Below are 17,054 nucleotides of genomic sequence, written 5' to 3'. Positions count from 1 at the left end.
GATGAGCACGAAGGACTTCATCGAGAAGGACTACTACAAGGTTCTCGGCGTCCCCAAGGACGCCACCGAGGCCGAGATCAAGAAGGCGTACCGGAAGCTCGCCCGCGAGAACCACCCGGACGCCAACAAGGGAAACGTCAAGGCGGAGGAGCGCTTCAAGGAGATCTCCGAGGCCAACGACATCCTCGGTGACCCCAAGAAGCGCAAGGAGTACGACGAGGCCCGCGCCCTCTTCGGCAACGGCGGGTTCCGCCCGGGGCCGGGCGCGGGCGGCGGCACCTTCAACTTCGACCTGGGCGACCTCTTCGGAGGCGGCGCCCAGGGCGGGGGAGGCCAGGGCGGCGCCGGCGGCTTCGGCGGCGGCCTCGGGGACGTCTTCGGCGGCCTGTTCAACCGCACCGGCGGCGGACCGGGCACCGGCACGCGCACGCAGCCGCGGCGCGGGCAGGACATCGAGTCCGAGGTCACCCTGAGCTTCACCGAGGCCATCGAGGGCGCGACCGTGCCGCTCAGGATGTCCTCGCAGGCGCCCTGCAAGGCATGTTCGGGCACCGGCGACAAGAACGGCACACCGCGCGTGTGCCCGACCTGCGTCGGCACCGGCCAGGTCGCGCGGGGTTCGGGCGGCGGCTTCTCGCTCACCGACCCGTGCCCCGACTGCAAGGGCCGCGGCCTGATCGCCGAGGACCCCTGCGAGGTCTGCAAGGGTTCCGGACGCGCCAAGTCCTCGCGGACGATGCAGGTCCGGATCCCGGCCGGGGTCCTGGACGGGCAGCGCATCCGGCTGCGCGGCAAGGGCACGCCGGGCGAGCGGGGCGGTCCGGCGGGCGACCTGTACGTGGTCGTGCACGTCAAGGAGCACCCCGTCTTCGGCCGCCGGGGAGACAACCTCACCGTCACCGTCCCGGTCACCTACGCCGAGGCGGGCCTCGGCGGCGAGGTCCGGGTCCCGACCCTGGGCGGTCCGCCCGTCACGCTGAAGCTGCCGGCGGGCACGCCCAACGGCCGCACCATGCGGGCCAGGGGCAAGGGCGCGGTCCGCAAGGACGGCACCCGCGGCGACCTCCTGGTCACCGTGGAGGTGAGTGTTCCGAAGGACCTGACGGGGAAGGCTCGTGACGCGCTTGAGGCGTATCGCGAGGCGACCGCGGACGAGGATCCGCGGGCGGAGTTGTTCCAGGCCGCGAAGGGAGCTTGACGGGAATGGACGGTCGTCGACGCAACCCGTACGAACTGACCGAGGACACCCCGGTCTACGTCATCTCGGTGGCGGCCCAGCTCTCCGGCCTGCACCCGCAGACGCTGCGCCAGTACGACCGTCTCGGCCTGGTCTCCCCGGACCGCACGGCCGGCCGGGGCCGGCGCTACTCGGCCCGCGACATCGAACTGCTCCGGCAGGTCCAGCAGTTGTCGCAGGACGAGGGCATCAACCTGGCCGGAATCAAGCGCATCATCGAACTGGAGAACCAGGTCGCCGAGCTGCAGGCCCGCGCGGCCGAGCTGGCCGCCGCGCTCGACGGCGCCGCCACGGCGATGCGTCAGCGCGAGGCCGCGGTGCACGCGTCGTACCGCCGTGACCTGGTTCCTTACCAAGAGGTACAGCAGACCAGCGCCCTGGTGGTCTGGCGTCCCAAGCGCCACGGCCAGTCCTCGGACTGACCCGGGCCGGCAGGCGGCACAAGGGAAGAACGGCAGCGACAGCCCCGGAGGACCATCCCGTCCTCCGGGGCTGGTTCACAACGGTGCTGTCTCATTGGTCTAGTACTTCTTGACGATTTGGTGAAGACAGCGTTGGCTTCCTTCACCGGGGTCACCTGGGTCACCTGGATACCAACTACTCCCGTGTGTCGGAAGGTCTAGCGCAGTGAGCAGCCGTGCCCGTCGTACCGCCATATCCGTGGCCGCGTGCCTGATGACCTTCTCGCTCGCCTCCTGTGGCGTGCTGGGCGCCTCGGAGAGCAGCGACGACGCGAGCCCGACCAAGGGCAACGACATCACCGTCGGCCTGCTGCTGCCGGAGAAGGAGAACACGCGCTACGAGCAGTTCGACTACCCCTTCTTCAAGGCGAAGGTCGGTGACCTCACGCGCGACGAGGGCAACGTCAAGTACGCCAACGCCGAGGCCAGCGCCGCCAAGCAGGCCGAGCAGATGCAGCAGATGGTCGACGACAAGGTCGACGTGATCGTGCTGGACGCGGTGGACTCGCACGCCATCGCGGACGGAGTGCAGAAGGCCAAGGACGCCGGCATCCCGGTGATCGCCTACGACCGGCTGGCCGAGGGCCCGATCGAGGCGTACATCTCCTTCGACAACGAACTGGTCGGCGAGGTCCAGGGCCGCTCCCTCATCGAGGCGCTGGGCGGTGACCCGGAGAGCTCCGACAAGGTCGTCATGATGAACGGCTCGTCCACCGACCCGAACGCCAAGCAGTTCAAGGCGGGCGCGCTGTCCGAGCTGAACGGCAAGGTGACGATCGCCCAGTCCTTCGACACCAAGGACTGGAAGCCGGAGAACGCCGAGGCCAACATGACCGAGGCGATCGAGAAGATCGGCAAGAACAAGATCGCGGGCGTCTACTCCGCCAACGACGGCATGGCGGGCGGCATCATCAAGGCCCTGGAGGACGCGGGCGTCACCGACCTGCCGCCGATCACCGGCCAGGACGCGGAACTCGCGGCGGTGCAGCGGATCGTCACCGGCGAGCAGTACATGAGCGTGTACAAGTCCTACCCGCAGGAGGCCGAGAACGCCGCGGAGATGGCCGTGGCGCGGGTCCAGGGCCGGGACATCCAGTTCGACGCGCTCGCCCGCGACAAGGTCGACAGCCCCACCCACAAGGGCATCCCCGCGCAGCTCGTCCCCGTCGTCGCCCTCACCAAGGCCAACATCGAGGAGACGGTCATCGCGGAGGGCTTCTACAAGGTCAGCGACATCTGCACCGCCAAGTACGCGGACGCGTGCGCGGAGCTCGGGCTGAAGTAGCCCGGGTGTCCCCCCGGTTCCACCTCTCGGGCATTACGGCTGAAACCGGCCCTTCTCGTTCCCTGTACGGGGCGGAGCCGTGTTGCGGAGCCGGTCCGGGCCGCGCATAGTTGCGCTGCGGAAGAGCCGGAACCGGGGGTGGGATGGGCGATGGCCGGGCACGGGGCTCAGGAGCACCCGCACGGGGCCGACCGGCTGTGCGCTGCCGGGGACCGCGTGTACTCCCGGGCCGTACGGCGGGGCCGCGTGCCGCGCCGGGACGCCGAGCAGGTCCCCTGCCTCCTGGAACTGGCCCTGCTGCACCCCGATCCCGACGACATGGACTGGCTGGTGCCGACCTCCCCGCAGGAGGTCATGACGCGGCTGCTGCGCGGGGTCCACGACGAGGTCAGCGCCAGTCAGCGGCGGGTGGGCTCGGCCGTGGAGGCCTTCGAGTGGTACGCGGACCTCGGCCGGCTGCTCCAGGCCCCGGCCGGCCCGGAGAGTACGGCGATCCGGGTCCTCGACGGGCTGTCCCGCATCCAGGCCGCGATGGACGAGGCGACGCAGGCGTGCACGACGGAGGTGCTCACCGTCCAGCCGGGCGGCATCCGGCGCGAGCACGAACTGTCCGAGGGCCTGCACCGGGCGCTGGCGCTGCGCGGGCGCGGGGTGCGGATGAGGGACCTGTACACGCACGTGGCCCGGCACGGGCAGGGCCTGCTCAACTACCTGGAGCTCATGGGTGACGCGGTGGAGGCCCGCACCCTCGACGAGGTCATCGACCGGCTCATCCTCTTCGACCGCACGGTCGCCTTCATCCCCGCCAACACCGACCGCACGATGGCCCTGGAACTGCGCCATCCCGCGCTGATCGCCTACCTGGTCACGGTCTTCGAACGCCTGTGGCGCCTGGCGATCCCCCTCACCGCCCCCCTCCCCGACACGGGCATCGAGGGCATCTCCCACCGGGAGCAGTCCATCGCGGCGCTCCTGGCGGAGGGCCACCAGGACGCGGTGATCGCGGAACGCCTCGGCATCAGCGTCCGCACGGCCCGCGCGCACATCGCCCGCCTCTCGGAAACCCTCGGCGCGGCCAGCCGCACCCAGCTGGGCGTCCGCATCGCCCAGGCCGGCCTGGACGGCTCCCCGCGCAGCGCCCCGGCCCCCGTCATCCTCCCTGATCGAGAATCCCCGACTGCCCGATGAGGTAGCCGAGCTGGGCCCGGCTTTCGCTGCCGAGGGTGGCGGCGAGTTTGGCGATGTGGACGCGGGCGGTGCGGACGTTCATGCCGAGGCGGTCGGCGATGTCGGAGTCGGTGTGGCCCTCGATGAGAAGGGCGGCTATGGCGCGTTGGCGGGGCGTGATGCCGTTGAGGGTGGGCTGGTGGACGGCTTGGGGGTGCATGGGAGTGGCGAGGTGCCAGAGGCGGTCGAAGGTGTTGGCGAAGTAGGCGATGAGGGCCGGGTGGCGGACTTCGAGGGCGAGTGAGCGGTCGGCGCTTGCGGGGATGAAGGCGACGGTGCGGTCGACGATGATGAGCCGTTCGGTGACCTCGTCGAGCGTGCGTGCCTCCACGTCGCCGCGCAGGAGCTCGTAGCGGGCCCGTGTGTAGGGGGCGTGACGGTTGGTGTGCTGGTAGAGGGTGCGGATGCGGGCGCCGCGGTCGAGGAAGGCCTGGTCCCGTTTCATGGCCCCTTCGAGTATGTCGGGGCGCTTGGTGACGTGTGAGTCGTGCGGCTGGATCGCGAGGAGTTCTTTCCTGCCCTCGGCCATGGCTTCCTCGATGGCCTGGCCGGTGCGCTCCTTGCTGCTGAGGATTCTGAGGGCCGGAGTGTCCTCGGTGGGGACATCGCGGCGGCCCAGACGCATGAGGGGCTCGAAGACATCGGCCATCCGCTGCCCGCGCCGTCTCTCGTCGGCGATGCGGTCCTCCGAGGACCGGAGCAGGCGTTGGAGCACGACGGTGGGCGGTACGGGCTCGAGGCGGTCCAGGTCCTCGACGGCCGGGTGGAGCACGCCGTTGTCGATCAGGCAGGGAGCCGCGGCTGCCTCGGCGCTGGGAAGGTGTCCTTCCCGCAGTGCACGGGCGTAGATCTCCAGGCCCGCATCACACAGCTCCTCCGTTCCGTGGTGATGCATCTCTCGGGTCACGTGTGGCTCTCTTCGTCGACCGGGATCAGTGATCCGTCTCCAGGATCCCCGACTGGGCTATGAGGTAGCCGAGTTGGGCGCGACTGCCACTACCGAGGGACTGTGCCAGTTTGGCTATGTGCGCTCGGCAGGTGCGTACGTTCATGCCCAGGCGCCGGGCGATGGCCTCGTCGACGTGTCCTTCGACCAGCAGCTTGGCTATGGAGTACTGGATGTCGGTGATACCACCCGGTGCGGGTTCGTAGGGCGCGCCGGCGTTCAGCGGGACGGACCGGCTCCACATGAATTCGAAGACCTTGATCAGGTAACGGACCAGGCCGGGATTACGGATCTCGAGGGCAACCTGCTGGTCGTCGCGCGTCGGGATGAACGCCACGGTCTCGTCGCAGACGATGAGGCGCTCCACGACCTCGTCTATCGTGCGGTACTCCGCCTTGCCGTTGGACAGCTGGGCGACGTAGGCGATCTTCTGTGGGCTGTACCGGGCCGTGTGCTGGTAGAGCGTGCGGATCCGCACGCCGCGCTCCGTCAGTGGCTTGTCCCGCTCAAGTCCCTGAATGAGGCTGCGTTCGGAGAACTGGTCGTCACTCGGCTGTACCGTGAGCATCTCCGTCTGGCACTGGGTGGTGGCCAGGTTGAGGGCCGCGTTGATGCGGTCACCGCCCTCCAGCACCGTGATGGAGTGCTCGCTCCGCGCCGGCTGGGTGCCGATGGCCATGAAAGGTTCGAACGCGTCCGCCAGCTCGATCGAGAGCCGCCGCCGTTCCGTGATCTCCCGCTCGAGGGGGTGCAGGCGCTGAGCCAGAGCGGCAGACGGAGGCACGGGGCGCAACCAGTCGGCATCGTCCGGATCCGGGTGTATCAGCGCGAGTTCCATCAGGCAGGGAGCGGATTCCACGTCCGCCCTCGCGATCCGTCCCAGGCGTAGGGCGTTCGCGTAGAGCCGGGTACCTTCGTCGCACAGTTCGGTCACCGCATGGGGATGCGACGCCTTAGTCTGATTTGCCACCAAATCTCCACCCCCCAGGGTCCTGAACATGCAGGAACATGATGCACCGATTGTGTGGCCATGAGGTGTTGGAATGAGCCATCGTCTTATCTGACGGGGGAAGAGGAGACTTACGAGTGAGGACGAAGCCGACCATGCGCAACAGACTGGTTCGCTCGGTGCTTGCTGGCGCCCTCTTCGCCGCCGCCATCTTCGGAGCGCTGAGCTTTCACTCCGATACGGAGGGCGATGTTCGGGCGGACAGTCACTGGCCATCGGGCGTTGCGAACTCGGGGGGCTGAAGTGACCACGCCACCCGACGACCGCTCCTTCCGTCGTGAAATGGCCACCGCCTACCGCTCCGGCTGGCACTTCATCGACCTGGTCACCGCGATCCCGCACGCCGGTGACTCCCTGATGGTGACCGTCTTCGGTGAGCCGGTCGTCGTCACGCTGGACGAGGACGGCGACGTGCGTGCGTACCGGTGTCTGCGGCGGCCTCGGGGGGCGCCGCAGCCCGTCCGGTGTGCCATCCGGTACGGAATGATCTTTGTGAACCTGGACCAGCGGGACCACCGGCTCGAGCAGCCGGAGATCCCCGAAGTGAGGACCATCTCGGCCACCCCCCGCAGTGCCTGACGCGATTCCCCCGTCGTAACAAATCGCTCAGGTGCTTCCCCCCGGCAGCGGCGTCACCGTGACCTGAACACGGTGACGCCGCTGTCGCATGTGCGGACATGTTGCGAAACCGGCCGGGTCCGCGTGTGGCCGAAAAGTGTCTCGTGCGGCGCGGTTCGCTCCCTCCGCGCTCCCCTCACGCCCTCCGTGCGACCACCCTGGTGTCCCCGGGCGGGCACACGTGTCCGGCTTCCTTGAGTGGAATAGGCTCAACTTTGTGTAGGTTGTATGAGTCAGCACTGGGAGACTGGAGACAGGCCGGACCGCCGACGGCCGACGCGAGGAGGAGAGCCAGAACGTGGACGCCGAGCTGACCAACCGGAGCCGGGACGCGATCAACGCGGCCAGCAACCGGGCCGTGACCGAGGGAAACGCCGACCTCACCCCCGCCCACCTGCTCCTCGCGCTGCTCCAGGGGCAGGACAACGAGAACATCACCGACCTGCTCGTCGCCGTCGAGGCCGACCTCGCCGCCGTGCGCACCGGCGCCGAGCGCATCGTCGCCGGGCTGCCCAGCGTGACCGGGTCCACCGTCGCGCCCCCGCAACCCAGCCGTGAGATGCTCGCCGTGGTCGCCGACGCCCAGGCACGCGCCAAGGAACTCGGGGACGAGTACCTCTCCACCGAGCACCTGCTCCTCGGCATCGCCGCGAAGGGCGGCGCGGCCGGTGAGGTACTGGAGGGGCAGGGAGCCAGTGCGAAGAAGCTGCAGGAGGCCTTCCGCAAGGCGAGGGGAGGGCGCCGGGTGACCACGCCCGACCCCGAGGGCCAGTACAAGGCCCTGGAGAAGTTCGGCACCGACCTCACGGCCGCCGCGCGGGACGGAAAGCTCGACCCCGTCATCGGGCGCGACCAGGAGATCCGGCGGGTGGTCCAGGTACTCAGCCGGCGGACCAAGAACAACCCCGTCCTCATCGGCGAGCCCGGCGTCGGCAAGACCGCCGTCGTCGAGGGGCTCGCCCAGCGCATCGTCAAGGGGGACGTGCCCGAGTCGCTGAAGGACAAGCGGCTGGTGGCGCTGGACCTCGGCGCCATGGTCGCCGGGGCGAAGTACCGCGGCGAGTTCGAGGAGCGGCTGAAGACCGTCCTCGCCGAGATCAAGGACTCCGACGGCCAGGTCGTCACCTTCATCGACGAGCTGCACACCGTCGTCGGCGCCGGCGCCGGCGGGGACTCCGCCATGGACGCCGGGAACATGCTCAAGCCCATGCTCGCGCGCGGCGAGCTGCGCATGGTCGGCGCGACGACGCTCGACGAGTACCGGGAGCGGATCGAGAAGGACCCCGCCCTGGAGCGGCGCTTCCAGCAGGTGCTGGTCGCCGAGCCGACCGTCGAGGACTCCATCGCCATCCTGCGCGGCCTCAAGGGACGGTACGAGGCGCACCACAAGGTGCAGATCGCCGACAGCGCCCTGGTGGCCGCCGCGAGCCTGTCCGACCGGTACATCACCTCCCGCTTCCTGCCCGACAAGGCCATCGACCTGGTCGACGAGGCCGCCTCCCGGCTGCGCATGGAGATCGACTCCTCGCCCGTCGAGATCGACGAGCTCCAGCGCGCCGTCGACCGGCTGAAGATGGAGGAGCTGGCGATCGGCAAGGAGACCGACGCCGCCTCCCTGGAGCGCCTGGAGCGGCTGCGGCGCGACCTCGCCGACAAGGAGGAGGAGCTGCGCGGCCTCACCGCCCGCTGGGAGAAGGAGAAGAAGTCCCTCAACCGGGTCGGCGAGCTGAAGGAGAAGCTCGACGAACTGCGCGGGCAGGCCGAGCGCGCCCAGCGCGACGGCGACTTCGACACCGCCAGCAAGCTGCTGTACGGCGAGATCCCGGACCTGGAGCGCGACCTGGAGGCCGCGTCCGAGGCGGAGGAAGAGGTCGCCCGGGACACCATGGTCAAGGAGGAGGTCGGCGCCGACGACATCGCCGACGTCGTCGCCTCCTGGACCGGCATCCCCGCCGGGCGCCTGCTCGAAGGGGAGACGCAGAAGCTGCTGCGCATGGAGGACGAGCTGGGCAAGCGGCTCATCGGCCAGACCGAGGCCGTACGCGCCGTCTCGGACGCCGTACGGCGCAGCCGGGCCGGCATCGCCGACCCGGACCGCCCGACCGGTTCCTTCCTCTTCCTCGGCCCCACCGGCGTCGGCAAGACCGAGCTGGCCAAGGCGCTCGCCGACTTCCTCTTCGACGACGAGCGGGCCATGGTCCGCATCGACATGTCGGAGTACAGCGAGAAGCACAGCGTCGCCCGGCTGGTCGGCGCCCCGCCCGGATACGTCGGGTACGAGGAAGGCGGCCAGCTCACCGAGGCCGTGCGGCGGCGGCCGTACACCGTCGTGCTGCTCGACGAGGTGGAGAAGGCGCACCCCGAGGTCTTCGACATCCTGCTCCAGGTGCTGGACGACGGCCGCCTCACCGACGGCCAGGGCCGCACCGTCGACTTCCGCAACACCATCCTGGTGCTCACCTCCAACCTGGGCAGCCAGTACCTGGTCGACCCGACGACCGGCGAGGCGGAGAAGAAGCAGCAGGTCCTGGAGGTGGTCCGGTCCTCCTTCAAGCCGGAGTTCCTCAACCGGCTCGACGACCTGGTGGTCTTCTCGGCCCTCAGCAAGGAGGAGCTGAGCCGGATCGCACGGCTCCAGATCAACGGCCTGGCCCGTCGGCTCGCCGAACGCCGCCTCACCCTGGAGGTCACCGACGAGGCCCTCGCCTGGCTGGCAGAGGAGGGCAACGATCCGGCCTACGGCGCCCGCCCGCTGCGCCGCCTGGTGCAGACCGCGATCGGCGACCGGCTCGCCCGGGAGATCCTCTCCGGCGAGATCAAGGACGGCGACACGGTCCGCGTGGACCGCTTCGGCGACGACCTGATCGTGGGGCCGGCGAGCGGCAAGACGCTGTAGCGGACCGCACGGCAACGTCCCGGCGACCCGTCCCACGGGTTGCCGGGGCCCCGCGCGGGTACCCGACTGGCCGGATCAAGTCAGCCCAGGGCTGACAGGCCCCCGACGGGCTTGCCACCCCCCTCCCCGCATGGGGGAGGATGGCCGGATCCGTACGAAGGGAAATTCACGGTGAGCATCGACCCGTCCTCGATTCCGAACTTCGGGGGCAAGCAGCCCGAGCCGCAGCCCCAAGGACCGGCGGGCCCCGTCGTCCCGGATCAGGATCTTGTGAAGCAGCTCCTCGAACAGATGGAGCTGAAGTACGTCGTCGACGACGAGGGCGACCTCGCGGCGCCGTGGGAGCAGTTCCGTACGTACTTCATGTTCCGCGGCGAGGGTGACCAGCAGGTCTTCTCGGTGCGGACGTTCTACGACCGGCCCCACCAGATCGACGAGAAGCCGCAGCTGCTCGAGTCGGTCGACGACTGGAACCGGCGCACCCTGTGGCCCAAGGTGTACTCCCACACCCACGACGACGGCACGGTCCGCCTGATCGGCGAGGCGCAGATGCTGATCGGCATGGGCGTCAGCCTGGAGCACTTCGTCTCCTCGACGGTCAGCTGGGTGCGGGCCGCCATCGAGTTCGACCGGTGGCTCGTGGAGCAGCTCGGCCTGGAGCAGGACGTCAACGAGGCGGAGAAGCCGACCGACGAGGACGGCGAGTAGTCCGCCCCCGCGGCTGAATCCACAAGAGCCCGGCACCCGCGACAGCGGGGGCCGGGTTTTCTCCTTCCCGCCCGGCTCACCCCGCCAGGGTCTTGAGCCGCTGTACCGCCTCCTGGAGCACCGGCAGCCGCTTGCAGAACGCGAACCGCACGAAGGGCGCGCCCTCCTCCCGGTGGTCGTAGAAGACCGCGTTGGGGACGGCGACGACGCCCGCGCGCTCGGGCAGGGAGCGGCAGAAGGCGAAGCCGTCGCGCTCGCCGAGCGGGCGGATGTCGGTGGTGACGAAGTACGTCCCGGCGGGCCGGTACACCCCGAAGCCCGCCTCGGCCAGCCCCGCCGCCAGCAGGTCCCGCTTCGCCTCCATGTCCTGCCGGTAGGCGGCGAAGTACGACTCCGGCAGCGCGAGCGCCTCGGCGACCGCGTACTGGAAGGGTCCCGAGGCCACGTACGTCAGGTACTGCTTGGCCGAGCGGACCGCAGTGAGCAGGGCGGGCGCGGCGGTGGCCCAGCCGACCTTCCAGCCGGTGAACGAGAACGTCTTGCCGGCCGACCCGATGGTCACCGTGCGCTCCCGCATCCCCGGGAAGGACGCCAGGGGGATGTGCTCGGCGGTGTCGAAGACCAGGTGCTCGTAGACCTCGTCGGTCACCACCAGCAGGTCCCGCTCCACCGCCAGCTCGGCGATCGCCGCCAGCTCCGGGCGGCTCAGGACCGTGCCCGTCGGGTTGTGCGGGGTGTTCAGCAGCAGGAGCCGGGTGCGGTCGGTGACGGCGTCGCGCAGCTCGTCCAGGTCCAGGCGGAACGCGCCTTCGTGCGGCCGCAGGGTCACCGGCACGCGTGTGCCGCCCGCCATCGCGACGCAGGCCGCGTACGAGTCGTAGTACGGCTCCAGCGCGACGACCTCGTCGCCGGGCTCCACCAGGGCCAGCAGGGCCGCGGCGATGGCCTCCGTGGCGCCGGCGGTGACCAGGACCTCGGTGTCGGGGTCGTAGGACAGGCCGTAGCGGCGCAGCTGGTGGTCGGCGACGGCGGCGCGCAGCTCCGGGACACCCGGGCCCGGCGGGTACTGGTTGCCGCGCCCGTCGCGCAGCGCCCGTACGGCGGCCTCGCGGATCTCCTCGGGGCCGTCGGTGTCGGGGAAGCCCTGACCGAGGTTGATCGCCCCGGTCCGCACCGCCAGGGCGGACATCTCGGCGAAGATCGTCGTCCCGAACTCGGCGAGCCGGCGGTTCAGGAGGGGACGGGCGCTGGAGCTCATCGAGGTCATACGAGTCATCCTGCGCCGAAGCTCTGGACTTCCTCAACTCTGCTTTGGGGCGTGGCGGCGAAGGGCATCTCCCGTGCACGCCGGTGAGCTTCACGGCGCGATCCACAGGCAAGCGACAGGCAATCGACACGCAGCGAGGCGTCCGACGGGGGATTGCTTCGGGGGACTTCCGGGCGCGGGCCCGGGAACGGAAGGAGGGTGGAGCCGTGGTCACAGGCATCATCCTGTTCGTGATCGCAGCCCTGGTGATCAGGGGACTCGTGGCGGGCCGGCGCACCTCGGGCGCGGCCCGGACCCGGGCCGGGCGGGGGCCGCGCCGGTCGAGCACCGGCGGGGGCGGCGACAGCGGCGGCAGCACCAACAGCTGGTGGGCGGGCGACGGGGACGGTTCGTCCTCCGGCGGCCACCACTCGGGCCACTCCTGCGGTGGCGGCTCGTCCTGCGGAGGCGGGTCGTCCTGCGGGGGAGGGGGCGGCGGCGGATGCGGCGGAGGCGGCGGCTGACACGGGGCAGCTGAGCCTGCGACCAGGGGGAACCGCATCCCCGCCACGGGGCCCGACCCTGGGACCGGGCCCCACGCCCCACCAGAGCGCCCGCCGGGCCACACTCCCGGTGGGCGCTCCCACGCCCCGGCGCACGCTGAACGGGCGGGGTGTGCGCCCTGGTTGAACAGTTGAGCTGTGGAGCCCCCTGAGGGATGGAAACGTCACGAAGTTGGGTAAAAACGCTGTGGCGGCGCCATCGTTCATGATTCGCTCTCCCTCATCAACGCAGCTCCTCGGACGACCTGTTGACCCCCCTCCTGACCGGCCGACTGGGCTGAGCGGGCCGCATCCCCGGCAGCGCCACGGATGCGCGGACCCCACACCTTCCTCTCCTTGTCTGCTTGCGGAGCCGATCCATGCTCACGACCCTCAAAACCGCCTACACCGACACCCGCGCCGCCGACCTGGCCTGGGCACTGGGGCGCGAGCCGCTGCCCGCGCTCGCCTGTCTCGACGTCGAACTGACGGACGCCCGGCTCCAGTTGAGGCTGCTCGGCGCCTCCCACCAAGTCCTGCTCGAGGAGGAGCGGGGCAGCTGCTCGGAGACGGTGGCGTGCATCCCCGGCAGCAGCACACCCCTTCCGCTGGGCGTCGCAAAGCGGGTGGGGGACTGGGAGTACGAGTTCGCCGCCCGGGTGGAGGTGCTGACGCCGGGCTCCTTCGCCGGACGCGCCCAGGAACTGCTGGCCCTGGTCTCCGACCACCCGCACGGCCTGGTCGGCGTCTTCCCCGGCAGTCCGCACGCCTTCACCGCGCTGCTGGCCCAGCGGCACGAGGGGCAGGTGCACTGGCGGACCTGGCACGCCTATCCGCAGGACGGCCAGCTGGTGGCGACCCGCACCCGGGTGGGCGTGCGGGTGCCGACGGCCCGGCTCAGCCCGTCCGCGGTGTGAGCGGGTGGGGCCGGATAAACCTGTGGTGCCCGGGCGGCCCGGAGTTTCACACGTGTGGGTGACGAAGCGCAGTGCTGGAGTGACGTAACGTCACTGCGTGATCGAACCGCACGCGCCCGCCCCGCCCGGCTCACCGCCGTCCTGGGGCGGCCCCTGCGGTCCCGAAGCGCCCGCACGGCTGCCCGTGCGCCCGGCCGTCGGGCGGTTCCTGGTGCTGGCCGGGGTCTTCGTCTGTGCGGCCTGCGGGCTCGTGTACGAACTCGAACTCGTCGCGCTCGCCTCGTACCTGATCGGCGACTCGGTCACCCAGGCGTCCGTCGTCCTGTCCGTCATGGTCTTCGCCATGGGCCTCGGCTCGCTGGCCGCCAAACGGCTGCGCGGCCTGGCGGCGGCCGGCTTCGGCGCGCTGGAGGCCGCGCTCGCCCTGGTCGGCGGCTCCAGCGCCATGCTGCTGTACGCGGTCTTCGCCTGGACCGGCGGCTGGGGCGGCCTGTGGGCCGACGGTCCGCGCCTCCTGCTGGTCGCCTTCTCGCTCGCCATCGGCGTGCTGATCGGCGCCGAGGTGCCGCTGCTCATGGAGCTGATCCAGCGGGTGCGCAGGCAGGACCCGGGCGGCGCCGTCGCCGACCTGTTCGCCGCGGACTACGTCGGCGCGCTCGTCGGCGGCCTCGCCTTCCCGTTCGTCCTGCTGCCCTTCCTCGGCCAGCTCACCGGCGCCCTGCTCACCGGCACCGTCAACGCGGTCGTCGGCGCCGCCCTGGTCCTCGGCCTGTTCCGGCGCGACCTGACCCGCCGGGCGCGCTGGCTGCTGCTGACCGCCAACGCGGTCGTCCTCGCCCTGCTCGCCACGGCGACCGTCCTCGCCGACGACTTCGAACGCGCGGCCCGGCACGCCGTCTACGGTCAGGACGTCCGCGTGGCCGTACGGACCGACGTGCAGGAGGTCGTCCTCACCGGCGACACCGACGGCCGGCCCCTCGACCTGTTCCTCGACGGGCGGCTGCGGGTGCGCGGCAGCGACGAGCGGCGCTACCACGAGGCGCTGGTGCACCCCGCGATGAGCGGCCCGCACGCGCGCGTGCTGATCCTCGGCGGCGGCGACGGCCTCGCCGCCCGGGAGGTGCTGCGCCACCCCGGCACGGTCCGCGTCGACCTGCTCGAAGCCGACCCGGGACTGGCCCGGCTGGCCCGGCACGACCCCGGCCTGTCCGCCCTCAACGAGCACGCCTACGGCGACGCGCGCGTCCACGTCCTCACCGGCGACGCCTTCCGCCGGCTGCGCTCGACACCGTCCGCGACGTACGACGTGGTGATCTCGGACCTGCCCGACCCGGGCCTCACGGCGAGCACGAAGCTGTACTCGCAGGAGTTCTACGGCCTGCTGCGGCGGGTGCTCGCGCCCGACGGGAGGCTGGCCGTCCACGCGGGCCCGGTCGCCGCGAGCCCCCGCGCCTTCTGGACCGTGGACGCCACCCTCCGCGCGGCCGGCCTGCCGGCCACCGCCTACCGTGTCGGCGCCCGCCACCCCGGCTCCGCGCCCGGCACCCACCGCGCGGCCGCCGACCGCCGCGCCCCCAGCGGCTGGGGCTTCCTCCTGGCCGCGCGCACCGCTCCCGCACTGCGCCTGGACCCGGCGGCGCCCCGCCCGCACACCCTCACGCCGGACGCGCTGGCCCGGGACGCCCGCGCCGCGGCCCGCACCCGGATCCCCGGTCTGCCGCCGTCCACGCTCCCGCACCCGCGGTACTGAGCCCGCGAGGGCGCCGCGACCGCGCCCCTCCCGCGTCCGTCCCGAGGTGGTGGCCCCCCGAGGTTGCCGCGAGTGTCGTCCCGCAGGTCCCCGTGCGGCGGCCCGACCCTCCCCCCGGGTGCGGGGCGGACCGCCACATCCCCCTGATCCCCCTGTGGATCGCCCGCACCGAGAACCTACGGCCGCACCGCGCGGCCCCGAATCCCGCGGTAGGTGGAGAACGGCGCCAACCCGGCGTGGTAGCCGCCCGGTTCCTGCAACTTCCGCGGTACCGCGGAAGGATGACGCCGACGCCGGGCGGGCGGACCTACGCTGCGGGAATGCGCCTGCACCCCTTGGCGGCCGACGGCCTGATCGCCGCGGCGCTGACGACCGTGGCGGTCCTGCTGGGCACCGAGGCCGTCGCCCAGGGGTGGCCCGCGCTCGACCCGCTCGCCTGGACGCTCGTCGGCCTGCTGACCCTCCCCCTCGTACTGCGCACCCGGGCCCCCGTCACCGTCTGCCTCGTCGTCCATGCCTGCTGGGCGGCCTACGTCACCCTCGACTACTGGCCCGTCGTCGGTTCCTTCGGCCCCATGCTCGCCGTCTACACCGTCGCCTCCCTGCGCCCCACCCGCACCGCGGCCGCCTGCGCCGCCCTCCTCGCCGTGGTCTGGATCTACGCCGGGCTGCGCAGCGAGTCCGGGGCGATGGCCTCGGTCGCGGGCCAGGCCGTGGGCTTCCCGCTGGTGCTGTGGCGGTTCGGGTACGTGGCCCGCAGGACCGGCGAACTGACGCTGCGGCTGCGGGCCGAACAGGCCGACCGGGCGCGGCGCGAGGTCGCCGAGGAACGCGTGCGGATCGCCCGCGAACTGCACGACGTGGTCGCCCACCACATCGCCGTCATCAACGTCCAGGCGGGCCTCGCCCGCTTCGTGTTCCACTCCGACGCCCGCACCGCGCGCGAGGCCCTGGACACCATCGAGGGCGCCAGCGGCGAGGCCCTGGCCGAACTGCGCCGCATGCTGGGCCTGTTGCGCGCCGACGGCGTGCAGGGCGCGGACGGCGCCCCCGCTCCCGGCCTCGGCCAGCTCGACGAGATGGTCACCCGGGTGCGCACCGGCGGCGTGGGCGTCGAACTGCGCGTCACGGGCACCCCGCGGCCGCTGCCGCCCGGCGTCCAGCTGTGCGTCTACCGGGTGGTGCAGGAGGCCCTCACCAACGTGCTCAAGCACGCGCCCGGCGCCGACGCCGCCGTCGAACTCTCCTACCGCGCGGGCGAGGTGACGGTGTCCGTGACCGACGACGGACCCGCCGAGGGACCGATTCCGGACACACCCGCCGAACGCGGCGGCCACGGCTTGATCGGGATGCGGGAGAGGGCCAAGCTCTACGGCGGGACGATCGCCGTCGGCCCGCGCGGCGAGGGTGGATTCGGCGTGCGCCTGACCCTGCCGACGCCGGTACAAGCCGCACGCCGAGGAGACACCGCCCGGGAATGAGCGACGCAGACCGAGACCGCCCGACGGACGGGCCGATACGCCTGCTCGTCGTCGATGACCAGTACCTCGTCCGCAGCGGCCTCGCCACGCTGCTGCGCGCCGCGCCCGGCATGGAGGTCGTCGGCGAGGCCGCCGACGGCTCCGAGGCGGTGGAGCTGGCCGCGCGGATCCGGCCGGACGTGGTCCTGATGGACATCCGCATGCCCGGCCTCACCGGCATCCAGGCCACAGAGCGGATCCTCGCCGAGGCGGTGGACCCCGCACCCCGCGTCCTCGTCCTGACCACCTTCGACCTCGACGAGTACGTGTACGGCGCCCTGCGGGCGGGCGCGTCCGGCTTCCTGCTCAAGGACGCGGGCCCCGAACGGCTGCTGGCCGCGATCACCGCGGTGCACGGCGGCGACGCGCTGTTCGCCCCCGCGGTCACCCGGCGCCTGGTGGAGGCGTTCACGCGGATGACGGACACGGGGCCCGGGACGGAGCGGGACGCCGGTCCGCCGCCCGCGCTGACGACGCTGACCGGGCGCGAGGCCGAGGTCCTGCGCCTGGTCGCCCGCGGCCTGAGCAACGCCGAGGCCGCCGACCGGCTGTTCATCAGCGAGGCCACCGTGAAGACCCACCTCAACCGCACGATGACCAAGCTGGGCCTGACCAGCAGGGCCCAGGCGGTGGTCGTGGCGTACGAGACGGGACTGGTGACGCCGGGGAGCGCGGGCGGCGGGTGACTTTGC

The 17,054-nt window shown here is 71.5% G+C and carries 15 protein-coding genes; 12 read left to right on the top strand and 3 right to left on the bottom strand.

The features are described from left to right. Nucleotide 1 precedes the first annotated feature (1 nt). The 4 genes from dnaJ to IE258_RS06200 all read left to right on the top strand — a co-directional run bounded on the left by dnaJ (nt 2) and on the right by IE258_RS06200 (nt 4,171). Nucleotides 2-1,198, top strand: coding sequence for a molecular chaperone DnaJ (dnaJ, locus tag IE258_RS06215; RefSeq protein WP_189739980.1), 1,197 nt, complete (start codon nt 2-4; stop codon nt 1,196-1,198). Between the two features lie 5 nt (nt 1,199-1,203). After that, nucleotides 1,204-1,659 carry a heat shock protein transcriptional repressor HspR gene (locus IE258_RS06210; RefSeq protein WP_059299450.1) on the top strand — a complete coding sequence of 152 codons (456 nt, stop codon included), beginning with the start codon at nt 1,204-1,206 and terminating at the stop codon, nt 1,657-1,659. A 205-nt stretch (nt 1,660-1,864) separates the two neighbouring features. Then, nucleotides 1,865-2,983, top strand: coding sequence for a sugar ABC transporter substrate-binding protein (locus IE258_RS06205; protein WP_189739976.1), 1,119 nt, complete (start codon nt 1,865-1,867; stop codon nt 2,981-2,983). 150 nt (nt 2,984-3,133) lie between these two features. Next, nucleotides 3,134-4,171, top strand: a complete 1,038-nt coding sequence (locus tag IE258_RS06200) for a helix-turn-helix transcriptional regulator (RefSeq protein WP_189739973.1) — start codon at nt 3,134-3,136, stop codon at nt 4,169-4,171. Here IE258_RS06200 and IE258_RS06195 read toward each other — a convergent pair. Both IE258_RS06195 and IE258_RS06190 read right to left on the bottom strand, forming a co-directional pair. Beyond that, nucleotides 4,134-5,105: a helix-turn-helix transcriptional regulator gene (locus tag IE258_RS06195; RefSeq protein WP_189741117.1), complete on the bottom strand. Its 972-nt coding sequence runs from the start codon at nt 5,103-5,105 to the stop codon at nt 4,134-4,136. The genes IE258_RS06200 and IE258_RS06195 overlap by 38 nt on opposite strands. 37 nt (nt 5,106-5,142) lie before the next feature. After that, nucleotides 5,143-6,156, bottom strand: coding sequence for a helix-turn-helix domain-containing protein (locus IE258_RS06190; protein ID WP_164883350.1), 1,014 nt, complete (start codon nt 6,154-6,156; stop codon nt 5,143-5,145). Between the two features lie 252 nt (nt 6,157-6,408). Here IE258_RS06190 and IE258_RS06185 point away from each other — a divergent pair, with 252 nt between their 5' ends. The 3 genes from IE258_RS06185 to IE258_RS06175 all read left to right on the top strand — a co-directional run bounded on the left by IE258_RS06185 (nt 6,409) and on the right by IE258_RS06175 (nt 10,387). Further along, a complete protein-coding gene (locus tag IE258_RS06185; RefSeq protein WP_003975277.1) occupies nt 6,409-6,744 on the top strand; it encodes a Rieske (2Fe-2S) protein in 336 nt (111 codons plus the stop codon). A gap of 337 nt (nt 6,745-7,081) precedes the next feature. After that, complete coding sequence (gene clpB, locus IE258_RS06180; protein WP_127892855.1) at nt 7,082-9,679, top strand: ATP-dependent chaperone ClpB; 2,598 nt, start codon at nt 7,082-7,084, stop codon at nt 9,677-9,679. Nucleotides 9,680-9,850: 171 nt separating this feature from the next. After that, the gene (locus IE258_RS06175; protein WP_104636093.1) at nt 9,851-10,387 is read left to right on the top strand and encodes a YbjN domain-containing protein; all 537 of its coding nucleotides are present in this window, start codon (nt 9,851-9,853) and stop codon (nt 10,385-10,387) included. 76 nt (nt 10,388-10,463) lie between these two features. On the opposite strand, the gene IE258_RS06170 is transcribed toward IE258_RS06175, so the two are convergent. After that, nucleotides 10,464-11,654 carry a pyridoxal phosphate-dependent aminotransferase gene (locus IE258_RS06170; protein WP_189739971.1) on the bottom strand — a complete coding sequence of 397 codons (1,191 nt, stop codon included), beginning with the start codon at nt 11,652-11,654 and terminating at the stop codon, nt 10,464-10,466. A gap of 206 nt (nt 11,655-11,860) precedes the next feature. On the opposite strand from IE258_RS06170, the gene IE258_RS06165 reads away from it, so the two are divergent. The 5 genes from IE258_RS06165 (at nt 11,861) to IE258_RS06145 (ending at nt 17,048) form a co-directional block, all read left to right on the top strand. Next, complete coding sequence (locus IE258_RS06165) at nt 11,861-12,157, top strand: hypothetical protein (RefSeq protein ID WP_189739968.1); 297 nt, start codon at nt 11,861-11,863, stop codon at nt 12,155-12,157. A 398-nt stretch (nt 12,158-12,555) separates the two neighbouring features. After that, nucleotides 12,556-13,092: a DUF2617 family protein gene (locus tag IE258_RS06160; protein ID WP_189739966.1), complete on the top strand. Its 537-nt coding sequence runs from the start codon at nt 12,556-12,558 to the stop codon at nt 13,090-13,092. A 97-nt stretch (nt 13,093-13,189) separates the two neighbouring features. Next, complete coding sequence (locus IE258_RS06155; protein ID WP_189739964.1) at nt 13,190-14,842, top strand: polyamine aminopropyltransferase; 1,653 nt, start codon at nt 13,190-13,192, stop codon at nt 14,840-14,842. A gap of 320 nt (nt 14,843-15,162) precedes the next feature. Further along, nucleotides 15,163-16,323: a sensor histidine kinase gene (locus tag IE258_RS06150; RefSeq protein ID WP_189739961.1), complete on the top strand. Its 1,161-nt coding sequence runs from the start codon at nt 15,163-15,165 to the stop codon at nt 16,321-16,323. After that, complete coding sequence (locus tag IE258_RS06145) at nt 16,320-17,048, top strand: response regulator (RefSeq protein WP_127896633.1); 729 nt, start codon at nt 16,320-16,322, stop codon at nt 17,046-17,048. The genes IE258_RS06150 and IE258_RS06145 overlap by 4 nt, the downstream gene beginning before the upstream one ends. Nucleotides 17,049-17,054: the final 6 nt, after the last annotated feature.

This window comes from Streptomyces tendae (genome assembly GCF_014650435.1).
GTDB lineage: Bacteria > Actinomycetota > Actinomycetes > Streptomycetales > Streptomycetaceae > Streptomyces > Streptomyces tendae.
This window is presented reverse-complemented; position numbering and strand designations above follow the sequence as displayed.

Coding starts and splice junctions, on each gene's coding strand:
- dnaJ (WP_189739980.1), top strand. CDS start 2: ATGAGCACGAAGGACTTCATCGAGAAGGACTACTACAAGGTTCTCGGC.
- IE258_RS06210 (WP_059299450.1), top strand. CDS start 1,204: ATGGACGGTCGTCGACGCAACCCGTACGAACTGACCGAGGACACCCCG.
- IE258_RS06200 (WP_189739973.1), top strand. CDS start 3,134: ATGGCCGGGCACGGGGCTCAGGAGCACCCGCACGGGGCCGACCGGCTG.
- IE258_RS06195 (WP_189741117.1), bottom strand. CDS start 5,105: ATGCATCACCACGGAACGGAGGAGCTGTGTGATGCGGGCCTGGAGATC.
- IE258_RS06190 (WP_164883350.1), bottom strand. CDS start 6,156: ATGTTCAGGACCCTGGGGGGTGGAGATTTGGTGGCAAATCAGACTAAG.
- IE258_RS06170 (WP_189739971.1), bottom strand. CDS start 11,654: ATGACCTCGATGAGCTCCAGCGCCCGTCCCCTCCTGAACCGCCGGCTC.
- IE258_RS06160 (WP_189739966.1), top strand. CDS start 12,556: ATGCTCACGACCCTCAAAACCGCCTACACCGACACCCGCGCCGCCGAC.
- IE258_RS06150 (WP_189739961.1), top strand. CDS start 15,163: ATGCGCCTGCACCCCTTGGCGGCCGACGGCCTGATCGCCGCGGCGCTG.
- IE258_RS06145 (WP_127896633.1), top strand. CDS start 16,320: ATGAGCGACGCAGACCGAGACCGCCCGACGGACGGGCCGATACGCCTG.